The following is an 11419-nucleotide window of genomic DNA, read 5'->3' as shown; positions in this document are numbered from 1 at the left end:
AGGGACTCGCTCGACTTGCATGTATTAGGCACGCCGCCAGCGTTCGTCCTGAGCCAGGATCAAACTCTCCAATAAAGGTAGAAAGAAATTGATCAAGGTTCAAAAACATGTTTGCTTGGCTATTTAAAACGCTTCGCTGTTCAGTTTTCAAAGAGCATTTTTGTTCCCGCACCAGAAGCGCGGAATTTTAATCTACCACACTTGGACCTATTAAATCAAGAGAAAGTTTTTGGTAATGATCTTAATCTGTCTCAAGTGTTCCGCCCCTCAAAGAGGACGAGTACCAATATAACATGATCCTATTAAAAAAATCAAATGTAATTATTGGTAAATGGTCGGGAAGACAGGATTCGAACCTGCGACCCCTTGGTCCCAAGCCAAGTACTCTACCAAGCTGAGCTACTTCCCGACAAAATCCACCCAACTTACACGATCGGTTGTGTTGGACGGAGCCCGTAACAAAGTTATATGGCGTGCCCTGAGAGATTCGAACTCCCGACCTTTTGATTCGTAGTCAAACGCTCTATCCAGCTGAGCTAAGGGCACAAAATATGGAGCGGACGACGGGTCTCGAACCCGCGACCTTCGCCTTGGCAAGGCGACGCTCTACCAATTGAGCTACGTCCGCATTTCTGGGGTTCCCGAAAAGTATTCGGAATTAGCTTCAGAGCATTGCGTCACTTTTTGGGGTAACATGGTGCGGTCGAGAGGACTTGAACCTCCACGGTGTTGCCACCACTAGAACCTGAATCTAGCGCGTCTGCCAATTCCGCCACGACCGCATATTTCATTCTGGGGGTGTAGTACTGGTGAGCCATGAAGGACTCGAACCTTCGACCCTCTGATTAAAAGTCAGATGCTCTACCAACTGAGCTAATGGCTCATACTTGCAAATGGTGGGGAGAGACGGATTCGAACCGCCGAACCCAGAGGGAGCAGATTTACAGTCTGCCGCGTTTAGCCACTTCGCTATCTCCCCAAAGGCAAGAATGGTGCCGGCGATAGGACTTGAACCCACAACCCCCTGATTACAAGTCAGGTGCTCTACCAATTGAGCTACACCGGCAGCATGGTGACCCGTAGGGGATTCGAACCCCTGAATGACAGCGTGAAAGGCTGCTGTGTTAAACCGCTTCACCAACGGGCCAAGTATGTAACGGTGAGTACCCTCACGGAATTACAATACTAGCAGGTATTCTTCTAAAAATCAATGGTATTATCAGGAATTTGCTGCGTGTTAGTATTTGTATAGTTTCTAAGATGATATGGGAAAGTGAGCTGTTCCAATTGGCCAATATTCTAAATCTAAACCATGTCCCTGAACAATTTGTTGAAGACTACCTGGGCGGCAAGGCAACGACCCTCTTTCTCGGCGCAGCGGCAGGCAGCGAAAAGTTTTACGTAAATGTCGACAAAATCAGCCCGGGTTCCAAAAGCGCCAAGTACCACGCCCACTCCAAGCAAGAAGAGTTTTTCCTGATCCTGAGCGGAAACGGTACGCTGCGAATGAACGGTCAGGAGTATCCGGTAAAAAAAGGCGACTTTGTTGCCAAGCCGGCCGGAAGAGACATTGCCCACCCGTTTATCAATACCGGGACAGAGGTGTTGGAGATCCTGGACGTGGGCACGAAAGAAGATGGGGATATCGCGTACTATCCGGATGAGGAAGTCATTCTCCTCAGAGATCAACGGAAAGCATTCAAGCTTGCTGATGCCATGCCTGATTGGGACTCGGAACCGAACAAGGAAGACAGCAGATAATCTTGCTCTCCCCTCGAGCAAGATCATGGAAGATTACCGTCTCTCCCCGTGCTACGCTGTCGATGAGGTGAACTTCCATGTACCGAACAGTCCTTGGCAACAAATCATTTGTATTCTTTTTCCTCGGGGGCAGCATCTCCCGTTTGGGGGACGTCCTTACCGGATTAGCCTTTCTTTTTCTCGCCCACGACATGACCGGGTCCGCCTGGCACACCACCGGCGTGGTGATCGCCGAGACTGCGCCGTACCTGTTGTTCGGCCTTGTCGGGGGCGTCGTTGCCGACTGGCTTCCCAGGCAAAAGCTCTTGATGATCATTGATCTCGTCCGTGCCCCGCTTGTCTTGTCTGTCTTTCTCCTGCACGAGGCGGGACAGCTCTCCTACGTCTATCTGCTGATCATCGGCTTTCTGATTCAAAGTCTGGGCTGCTTTTTCAATCCGGCGCATCGCGCTGTGCTCCCGCTCATCACCACTTCTGACGAGCGTCCTGCCGCCAACAGCCTGATGGATTCCGCCTCCCGCGGCGTGCAGGTGCTCAGTCCCATGCTTACGGTGACCCTCCTGGGTACCGCCGGCGTTGCCGCGTTCTTCGCCTTTGATGCCATCACCTATCTGATGAGCGCTGCCTGCCTCGCTCTGCTGCGCGTAAACGAAAAAGCCGCCGCATCGGCTCAACCGCGCCGACTGGGCGACATCTATTCGTCCATTCGCGAATTTGTAAACTGGACAAAAGGGGAAGCCACGCTGCGCAAACTGTTCCTCGTCAGCTTCTTCACTGTCTTCTTCAACACCTGGGTGTGGGAAGTGGGGCTGCTGTTGACTGTCAAGCAGCTTACCGTCAATGGAGAAGAGTGGTACAGTACCCTGCAGGGAGCATTTGGCGGCATCGTGATCCTGACCAATCTGGCAATCCCTCTCGTCTGGAAACAGCTCAGTCTGCGCACCTATTTGCTTGGAGCGTTCATCTGGGGGCTTGGCGTCCTCTCGCTGGGCGGCGCGTCACACCTTGCCTTCCCCTTCCTTTCCATTGCGATTGCCGGTATCGGCATGCCGCTCGCCGGGCTGTCCCGCGTCTATCTCCTGCAGCAGCTCGTTCCCGGGGAGAAAATGGGGCGCGGCTTCAGCTTCAACGCCATGCTGCTCTACCTTTCGAACGTGCTCTCGCTGGGCGTTTTCGGGTTGATCTCGGCGTATCTCCCGCTAAACGCGCTATTCCTGCTTTGCGGCGGGATGATGGCGGCGACCGCTTGCTACTCCCTGTACCGCTTGCGAAAAGCACCGGGCGAGACCCCATACACCCGCTTAAACAGCTGATTGTACACGGAGGTGGAGGAAAAGCCGCAGGCCAGCGCTACGTCCAGGATGCTTTGATCGGTGTGCTTCAAAAGCGCCTGACTGCGAACCAGCCGATACAGCTGCAGCCAGGAGTACGGTGAGATTCCCGCAGTCTCCTTGAACAGATGGGCAAACTGGAACTTGTTTACCCCGGCCGCCTCACCCATCTCCGCCAGCGTCCACGGACGGGCATAGTCCTGTTTCATCGCTTCGACGGCCCGGTAAAGGACCGTCTTGTGCAAATGCACCACCGACAGTTCGTCAGAGTGGCTGCCCGCACCGACTTTCAGCAGCAGCAGCGCCAGTTGGGCCAATGCGTGGTCGAAAAAGAAGCGGCCCTCCTCTCCGGCTGCCATGCGCAGGGTCTCCATCGTAAACCCGGCCCACTGTGTCAGCTGCGGGTGCTTCTGAAGCTGCAGCGCAAACTGGACATCGCTTCCCGACGAAAGACCAACCGACTCCGCCACCTCTCGCAATAAGGCGGGGGACAGCTCAATCAGCAGCTTCTCCCGATCAAAACCCAGCTGCTGGTGCCGCTCGTGCGGATTGAGGATGAGAAACTGCCCCGGCTGAATGGAGAGCCTCTGCCTGCTCGTACGGCAGCGCAGCTCTCCGGCGGTAGCAACCAACAGCTTGTATTGGGGATCATCCCGCCAGCTGCCCGCTTCATGGCTGTCACGACGCAGGAGCAGCAAGCCGTTTGGCCGTCTCAGCAGTGTTTCCATCCCGCCCCCCCTTCCTGATAGAGATGAAGCCGCAGCGTTCATCAGGAGTGCTGCGGCTTTTTCTGCGATCCGTTATTGATTGCGTTCGTAAATGAGGCGAAGCCCCTTCAGAGTCAGATTGTGGTCGACGACGTGTATACAGTCGGTCTCATTGGCGATCAGCGGCGCCAGACCGCCGGTAGCCACGACCTTCGGCTTTGTCTTGTACTCAGCGATCATCCGTTTGACGATGCCTTCCACCTGCCCGACAAATCCGTAGTAGATGCCGGACTGCATCGCCGCAATCGTGTTGCGCCCCACGACACTGGGCGGCTTGGCAATCTCGATGCGCGGCAGCTTGGCAGCGCGGCTAACGAGCGCCTCTGTGGAAATGCCGATACCCGGAGCGATTGCCCCGCCCCAGTATTGACCCTGTTCGTCGATATAACAAAATGTCGTCGCCGTGCCGAAGTCGACCACCACCAGCGGAGTGCCGTACTCGTGAATAGCGGCGACAGCATTGACAATCCGGTCGGCCCCTACCTCACGCGGGTATTCGTACTTGATGTTCAGCCCCGTCTTGACGCCTGGCCCGACCACCACCGGCTTTTTCTGGAAGTACTTGCTGCACAACCGCTCGACAACAACATTCAACGGAGGGACGACAGACGAGACGATCACGCCTTTCACATGCTCAAGCGTCAGCCCTACGCTCATGAACAGGCTGCGCACCAGCATCCCGTACTCGTCTTCCGTCTTGTTCCGGTCCGTAGCGATGCGCCAGTGGAACTTCAGCTCCTCCCCTTCGTAAAGGCCGAGCACGATATTGGTGTTGCCGATGTCGATGACCAGTAGCATATCGTATCTCCCTTAACGTTTCCGTTGATTTAAGTCCAGGCTGATGTCCAGCGCCTTGACCGAATGGGTGAGCGCACCCACGGAGATGACGTCCACTCCCGTCTCCGCGATCGAGCGGATCGTATCCAGCGTTACCCCGCCGGACGCCTCCACCACCGCACGGCCGGCGATCAGGTCAACCGCTTCTTTCATCTGTTCATTCGTCATGTTGTCCAGCATGATGATGTCGGCACCCGCCTCAAGCGCTTCCCGCACCTGCTCCAGCGATTCCGTCTCCACCTCAATTTTCATCGTGTGAGGGATGGCAGCCCGGGCAGCGGCAACTGCCTGTTTGAGACCCCCTGCCCCCTTGATGTGGTTGTCTTTGATCAATACCGCGTCATACAGCGCGTAACGGTGGTTGTGACCGCCGCCGACACGTACCGCATACTTTTCTACGAGGCGCAATCCAGGCGTCGTTTTCCGGGTATCGACGACGCGTGCTTTTGTTCCTTCAAGCGCTTGCACGTACTGGTTGGTGCGGGTGGCGATGCCGGAGAGGCGCTGCAGCAGGTTAAGCGCCAAACGCTCGCCGCTGAGGATGGAGCGGACAGACCCCTCCACTTCCGCGATCTGCTGCCCTTTTTCCACACGATCTCCCTCTGCCGCTTTGGCCGTAAAGACGAGCGTCGGATCGACGATCTCAAACACCTGCTGCGCAATCGGCAGCCCTGCGATCATCCCCGCTTCCTTGGCATACAGGATCCCGGTTCCCTGTTCGTCCTCGGGAATCGTGCTCATCGTCGTGATGTCGCCGAAGCCGATGTCCTCCTGCAGCCATTCTTCGATTTTGCGTTGCAGTTCGCGTTTATTCCACATTGCTCAGGTCACTCTCCTCGCGCACACCCTCGTGAATCGACTGGATGATATGCTTGCGCCAAATCAAATCGTCCTTGTTGGGAAAATCAATGCGATAGTGGCCGCCCCGGCTTTCTTCGCGCAAAAGCGCGGCACGGGTGGTCAGCATGGCGCCGGTCAACAGGTTGAGAAATTCAAAGGCCTCCCGGTCACGGTGCTGATAGTAATAATAACGGCCCATACGCTCTATCTCTTCCAACGCTTTGAGCAGTCCTTTTTCCTGCCGCTTCAGTGCTACGTGGCGGAGCATCAGCTTTTGCAGCTTCACCCGCTGCTCCATCGTGTTGACCGTGCGGTTCGAGCGTTTCTCCTCGCGCGCGTCAAACATACGGGTACCCCCATGCGGCGTCAGCTGTTTAATCCGCTCGGCAATGCGGTGACCAAAGACGACTGCCTCCGAGAGCGAATTGCTGGCCAGACGGTTCGCTCCGTGTACCCCCGTGCAGGACACTTCTCCGCAGGCAAAGAGACGTCTGGTCGAGGTCTCTCCGTTCAGGTCGGTCTGTACGCCGCCCATGATATAGTGGCAGGCCGGCGCAACGGGAATCCAGTCCGTCACCATGTCCAGTCCGTATTTCAAACAAAACTTGTAAATGGTCGGGAACCGATGCTTGATCAGCTCTTCCGACTCGTGAGTGATATCCAGATAGACGAACGACGAATTGGTCTTTTCCATCTCGGTGACGATCGCCCGGGCCACGATGTCGCGGGGGGCCAGCTCTTTTTGCGGGTGGTATTTCTCCATAAAGCGCTCTCCGCTGGTGTTGCGCAGGATGGCCCCCTCGCCGCGGACCGCTTCCGATATGAGAAAACGCGGCGCCCCCGGATAGTACAGCGCCGTCGGATGAAACTGGATAAACTCCACATCCTTGATGCGCGCCCCTGCCCGGTACGCCATCGCAATACCGTCTGCCGTGGCAATGTCCGGGTTGGTTGTGTAGCGGTACAGCTGCCCGGCTCCGCCGGTTGCCAGCACGGTTGCGTTGGACTCGATGTAAAAGATCTCGCCGTCCGGCTTCATCACAATGACTCCAACGCACTCGTCGTCCTGTGTCACCACGTCGATGGCGAAGTGATTTTCCATCACGGTGATATTCGGTTGTTCCAACGTCCGCTTGGACAGCGCCCGAACGATCTCCGCTCCGGTCGCATCCCCGTGGGCGTGCAAAATGCGCCGCTTGCTGTGCGCTCCTTCCTTGGTCAGTTCGTAGCGGCCTTGAGCGTCCTTGTCAAACTCCGTTCCGTAGGCAATCAGCTCTTTTAACCGCTCAGGCCCCTCATGCACCAGTACCTCCACCGCTTCATACGAGCAGAGGCCCGCGCCGGCAATCAACGTGTCCTGCCGGTGCAGCGCAGGCGAGTCCGACTTGGTTGTCACCGCGGCAATTCCGCCCTGTGCCCAACGCGTGTTGCTGTCATCCAGTCCTTTTTTGCTGATCAACACCACATTCGCGTATTCACTGATCTGCAGGGCCGTATACAACCCGGCAATGCCCGCCCCGATGACGACCACGTCCGTCTTCATGTGAGGCAGCGATTGCAAATCAAAATCGATCATATAACGGGGGATCATACCGTGCGTCCCTTCTCTCTTCCGCATTTCGCTTCCATATCCCATTCATTATAGCAAATCCCCGTTCCAGGAAAAAAGCCTCCGCATCGTATGCGAAGGCTTTGGTTATTGGTTCTGACATTCCTTGCAGGTACCGTATACCTCAAATTTGTGGCCTGTCACCTGGAATTCCTCAGGGATCGCGGCCATGATGTTCATCGGGCAGCCGGACAATGCCGACGTTTTTCCGCATTCGATGCAAATGACATGGTGATGGTGGTGACCTTCAGCGGAGCAGGCCAGCCGGTACTTTCCTTCCCCGTCCAGCTCCGTCTCTTCCAAGATGCCAAGATCAACAAAGGTGGAGATGTTGCGATAAACCGTATCGAAGCTAAGGTTGGGGTAGTTCTCCTTGATCCGCTCCATGATGTCTTTCGCAGACAGATAACGCTTCTCCGCCGCACAGATTCGGATGATTTCTTCACGCTTTCCCGTGTATTTATATCCGTGCGCTTTCAGGATTTGCAACGCTTCTTCTACTGTCATCGTGTTTCTCTCCTTCCCTTGTTATCGCCAGGCTGATTTTACCCGTTTGGCGCCCAGCACGACCAGCAGGATGATGACAGCCATCAGTACAATGGTACCGCCGGACGCCCAGTCAAACAGATAAGCAAAGTATAATCCGCCTAACACGGACGTTTCTGCAAATAGAATCGCGTAGAGAATGGTCTGTCGAAAGCTCCCGGCGATTTGCAGGCTGGCTGCAACCGGAATGGTAATGAGCGCCGAGATCAACAGAACGCCGACGATCCGCATGGAGGCGGCAATCGTAAGGGCTACGAGAATCATAAACCACAGGTTGATGGAGCGTCGCGCCACGCCGGACACGCGGGCAAACTCTTCATCAAACGATACGGCAAACAGCTCCTTGTAGATCAGGAAGACCGTACCGGCGACCACGACTGCCACGCCGATCAAGGCGTACAAATCTTCCTTCGTCACGGTTACGATTTTACCGAACAGGTACGAGTACAAATCAGTGGTGAAGCCGTCAGCGATGCTGATCAGCACCGTAAACAGCCCGAGCCCGGTGGAGAGGATAATCGGGATGGCCAAATCCTGGTACGCCTTGTACACCTTGCGCAAACGTTCAATGAACAGGGAGCCGATCACCGAAAAGAGCATCCCGAAAAACAACGGGTTCACCGCCTGCAAGATGGCGATTTTTTTGGATAACAGCATGCCGGCCGCCACGCCTGAAAGCGTCACATGAGACAAACCGTCCGCCATCATCGACAGGCGACGAACGATCAAGAACGTCCCGAGAATGGGACAAATAAGACCAATCAATATCCCGGAAAACAGGGTGTATCGTAAAAACTCATACTGCCACCAATCAGCAAGCATGCCAAACTCCTTCTTTCTTTCGTGAAACGTTAATGGTGATGTGCCAACAGCTTCACTGTATCACCGTACATTTTCCGCAAAATGGTTTCCTGATTGTGGGCAAACTCGTGGGCTGTGCCGTGGAAATGCAGATTTTTCTGCAGGCAGGCCACTTTGTTGACCCATTGCGTCATTACCCCGACGTCATGACTGACAATCATCATCGTCATGCCGTTCTCTTCTTTGAGCGAACGCAACAGTTCATAAAACTGCTCAATCGACTCCTGGTCGACACCGACGGTCGGTTCGTCGAGAATCAGCAGCTGCGGGTCAGCCACCAGCGCCCGGGCGATAAATACGCGTTGCAGCTGACCGCCGGACAAGCTGCCGATCCGTTGGTCCAGCTTTTCCGCCAAGCCTACCCGCTCAACCACATCCCGCACTTTCTGGTGGTGGACGCCTTGAAGACGGCGAAACATGCCAACCTTTCCGACCAGGCCGGATTGGACCACTTCCCTTACCGTGGCCGGAAATCCTCCTGCACCGTGTGCCACCTGCTGGGCAACATAGCCCACTTTGGACCAGTCACGGAACTTCTGCAGCGGTTGTCCAAACAGCTCCACTGTGCCTTGAGTGGCCGGGAGCAGCCCCAGGATCAGCTTCATCAGCGTTGACTTGCCGGAACCATTGGGCCCGACAATCCCTACAAAATCGCCCCGGTGCAAGGTAAAGTTGATGTCGTCGAGCACCACTTTGTCTTCATATTGAAACGTTACGGATGAGAGCTTTACCACAGCTTCGTCCGAAAATGCATGTTCCATGTATGATCATCTTCCTTGTGTTTGATAAGACAAACCGTAAATCGGATGCGTTCTGATTTTGACTACACCCATCCTACTATGATTCCGTCGAATGCACAAGTCAAAGTGCGCAGCGAGAAGCAAAACAGCCGCCCCCGCGGGAGCGACCGTGATCAATGGTTATTGCAGAGCTTTTCGAAGTGTCTCCAGATTGGCCCTCATCACGGACAGGTAGTCCATGCCCGACTTGGCTTCCTCTTCGGTCAAGCCTTCGAGCGGATTGAGTGTGGCTGTTTGGACCCCTGCTTCGCGGGCAATCACTTCGGCCACTTTCGGAGAGACGAGCGTTTCAAACAAAACGTACTTGATGTTGTGCTCTTTTACGTGCTCGACCAGCTCTTTCATCTCCGCAGGAGAAGGCTCGTCAGCCGGTGAAATGCCGGAAATTGCGATTTGTTCCAGCCCGTATCGGTGAGCCAGGTAGCCAAAAGCACTGTGGGAGACCATAAACTCCTTGGTGGACGCTTTTGCCACCATTTCCTTGAACTCCCTGTCCAGCTGATCCAGATCAGAGGCCAGCTGCTGGTAGTTCTTTTCGTAGTCGGCGCTGTGAGCCTGGTCTTTTTGCACCAGCGCGTCTTTTACCTTTTCCGCCTGCGCCTTCAAGAGTGTGGGATCAAGCCATACGTGCGGGTCAAACTCACCGTGCTCATGTTCATCCGCGTGCTCCTCGTGCCCGTCCTCTTCCGCTTTCAGCAACTCCAAACCTTCGGTAGTGTTGACGATGACGGTCTTGGACTTGTCCATGCCTTCCACTGCTTTGTCCACCCACACTTCAAAGCCGCTGCCGTTATAGACGAACAGATTGGCTTGTGACAATGCAACGATGTCTTTTGCCGTTGGCTCGAAGTCATGCGGCTCTACTCCGGCCGGAACAATATTGGTTACGTCAACGTGCTCTCCGCCAATTCGCTCCGTCACATATTCCAGTGGATAAATCGATGTATATACTTTCAGCTTCTGCGACGCGCCGCCTTCACTCGGCTGGACATTTGGCTGGGGTGCTGCGTTGTTCGCACCGCAACCGGCGATCGCTGCAGCAGTGATTACACTTAGCATTGCCAGCCATCCTTTTTTCGCATTCATCACTTCGTGGTTCCTCCCTCTCCAATACATAATCATTCCGATTTGTATGTCTGACCGTCCCTAATTATACGGATATGAGTGCAAAAAGTAAATAAGATTTATTCCGATTTACAACATTTTCTTCACAAATGATTTCGTTCCTTTGTGATATCATAACCGAAAGGAGGTCTGTCCCATGAAACCGAGAAAACTCATCTACGTTAGTTTGCTTGCAGCATCCCTGTTGACAGGCTGCGCATCCTCCCAGGATCACGCACAGCCCGGACAGCACGATCATACATCGCACCAAACCCATGCTCCCAACGGCGACCTGCAGGAATTGACTGCATCCGTCGAGAAGCTGCCCAGCTTTTTAACCAACCTTGACCCGCGCATTGCGGAAGCGTACAAAATTGCCGCCGCCAACCGGGATCTGCTCAAGTCCATTCCCTGCTACTGCGGTTGCGGTGAAAGCGCCGGCCACCAGCACAACGGCAACTGCTTCATTAAAGAAGAAAAAGCGGACGGCTCGATCGTCTGGGACGATCACGGCACCCGCTGCGGTGTCTGTATGGAAATCGCCGTCGTTTCCGCCAAGCTGAAGCAGGACGGCAAATCGGTCAAGGAAATCCGGCAGTTTATCGACAAGGCCTATGCGGAAGGGTACGCAAAACCGACACCGACTCCGATGCCGTCGTGACGCTGGCTTTGGGGCCCGGCTCGGCACCACGTAAGCTTGGTCGAGCGGGTAAGAAAACCCACCCGGCATTAGCTAGTTTCCCCTGAAAAATTCCTGGGGTAAGTCAAAAACAAAAGGAATTCAGCTCTCTAAATGGAAGTAGTGTTGTCGAGGCAATACATCCAAAAAGAGGGACTGAATTCCTTTCTTCTTAAAGAAATTCAACAGTGCTCCTCGAAAATCCTTTTTGAGGTGAGCGATTATGTTAAAACTTCGTAACGAGCAAATCACATTGTGGGATACCCTTCTCCCTGAACCAATCC

Annotated in this window: 11 protein-coding genes, 8 tRNA genes and 1 rRNA gene; 3 read left to right on the top strand and 17 right to left on the bottom strand. The window is 54.6% G+C overall.

Annotated elements, in window-relative coordinates:
* From ACE99V_RS19415 to ACE99V_RS19375, 9 genes are all read right to left on the bottom strand, one after another.
* Positions 1-75, bottom strand: a 16S ribosomal RNA gene (locus ACE99V_RS19415); the annotation flags it as partial.
* A gap of 257 nt (positions 76-332) precedes the next feature.
* Positions 333-409 (bottom strand) — tRNA-Pro (locus ACE99V_RS19410).
* A gap of 60 nt (positions 410-469) precedes the next feature.
* Positions 470-546, bottom strand: a tRNA-Arg gene (locus ACE99V_RS19405).
* 6 nt (positions 547-552) lie between these two features.
* A tRNA-Gly gene (locus ACE99V_RS19400) sits at positions 553-628 on the bottom strand.
* Between the two features lie 67 nt (positions 629-695).
* Positions 696-782, bottom strand: a tRNA-Leu gene (locus tag ACE99V_RS19395).
* 25 nt (positions 783-807) lie between these two features.
* A tRNA-Lys gene (locus ACE99V_RS19390) sits at positions 808-883 on the bottom strand.
* An 11-nt stretch (positions 884-894) separates the two neighbouring features.
* Positions 895-979 (bottom strand) — tRNA-Tyr (locus tag ACE99V_RS19385).
* Between the two features lie 11 nt (positions 980-990).
* A tRNA-Thr gene (locus ACE99V_RS19380) sits at positions 991-1066 on the bottom strand.
* Positions 1067-1070: 4 nt separating this feature from the next.
* Positions 1071-1147 (bottom strand) — tRNA-Glu (locus tag ACE99V_RS19375).
* Positions 1148-1260: 113 nt separating this feature from the next.
* On the opposite strand from ACE99V_RS19375, the gene ACE99V_RS19370 reads away from it, so the two are divergent.
* Positions 1261-1761, top strand: coding sequence for a cupin domain-containing protein (locus ACE99V_RS19370; RefSeq protein WP_420998580.1), 501 nt, complete (start codon positions 1261-1263; stop codon positions 1759-1761).
* A 77-nt stretch (positions 1762-1838) separates the two neighbouring features.
* Positions 1839-3074, top strand: coding sequence for an MFS transporter (locus ACE99V_RS19365; protein ID WP_400492886.1), 1236 nt, complete (start codon positions 1839-1841; stop codon positions 3072-3074).
* Here ACE99V_RS19365 and ACE99V_RS19360 read toward each other — a convergent pair.
* The 8 genes from ACE99V_RS19360 to ACE99V_RS19325 all read right to left on the bottom strand — a co-directional run bounded on the left by ACE99V_RS19360 (position 3011) and on the right by ACE99V_RS19325 (position 10438).
* On the bottom strand, positions 3011-3820 hold the full coding sequence (locus ACE99V_RS19360) for a helix-turn-helix transcriptional regulator (protein ID WP_400492885.1): 810 nt from the start codon (positions 3818-3820) through the stop codon (positions 3011-3013). The genes ACE99V_RS19365 and ACE99V_RS19360 overlap by 64 nt on opposite strands.
* Before the next feature lie 72 nt (positions 3821-3892).
* On the bottom strand, positions 3893-4657 hold the full coding sequence (locus ACE99V_RS19355) for a type III pantothenate kinase (RefSeq protein ID WP_400492884.1): 765 nt from the start codon (positions 4655-4657) through the stop codon (positions 3893-3895).
* 12 nt (positions 4658-4669) lie between these two features.
* Positions 4670-5515: a carboxylating nicotinate-nucleotide diphosphorylase gene (gene nadC / locus ACE99V_RS19350; RefSeq protein ID WP_400492883.1), complete on the bottom strand. Its 846-nt coding sequence runs from the start codon at positions 5513-5515 to the stop codon at positions 4670-4672.
* Positions 5505-7127: an L-aspartate oxidase gene (nadB, locus tag ACE99V_RS19345; protein ID WP_400492882.1), complete on the bottom strand. Its 1623-nt coding sequence runs from the start codon at positions 7125-7127 to the stop codon at positions 5505-5507. The genes nadC and nadB overlap by 11 nt, the downstream gene beginning before the upstream one ends.
* A gap of 105 nt (positions 7128-7232) precedes the next feature.
* The gene (locus ACE99V_RS19340; protein WP_400492881.1) at positions 7233-7652 is read right to left on the bottom strand and encodes a Fur family transcriptional regulator; all 420 of its coding nucleotides are present in this window, start codon (positions 7650-7652) and stop codon (positions 7233-7235) included.
* A 21-nt stretch (positions 7653-7673) separates the two neighbouring features.
* Complete coding sequence (locus tag ACE99V_RS19335) at positions 7674-8513, bottom strand: metal ABC transporter permease (protein ID WP_400492880.1); 840 nt, start codon at positions 8511-8513, stop codon at positions 7674-7676.
* A gap of 29 nt (positions 8514-8542) precedes the next feature.
* Positions 8543-9313 (bottom strand): metal ABC transporter ATP-binding protein, encoded by a 771-nt coding sequence (locus tag ACE99V_RS19330; RefSeq protein WP_400492879.1) that lies wholly within the window; start codon positions 9311-9313, stop codon positions 8543-8545.
* 159 nt (positions 9314-9472) lie between these two features.
* The gene (locus ACE99V_RS19325) at positions 9473-10438 is read right to left on the bottom strand and encodes a metal ABC transporter substrate-binding protein (protein ID WP_400492888.1); all 966 of its coding nucleotides are present in this window, start codon (positions 10436-10438) and stop codon (positions 9473-9475) included.
* A gap of 175 nt (positions 10439-10613) precedes the next feature.
* Between ACE99V_RS19325 and ACE99V_RS19320 the strand changes: the two genes are divergently transcribed.
* A complete protein-coding gene (locus ACE99V_RS19320) occupies positions 10614-11117 on the top strand; it encodes a PCYCGC motif-containing (lipo)protein (protein WP_400492878.1) in 504 nt (167 codons plus the stop codon).
* Positions 11118-11419: the final 302 nt, after the last annotated feature.

The organism is Brevibacillus soli (genome assembly GCF_044759095.2).
Taxonomy (GTDB): Bacteria; Bacillota; Bacilli; order Brevibacillales; family Brevibacillaceae; genus JBIYSM02.
The sequence above is the reverse complement of the archived record's forward strand: the minus strand, read 5'-3'. Positions and strand labels throughout refer to the sequence as shown.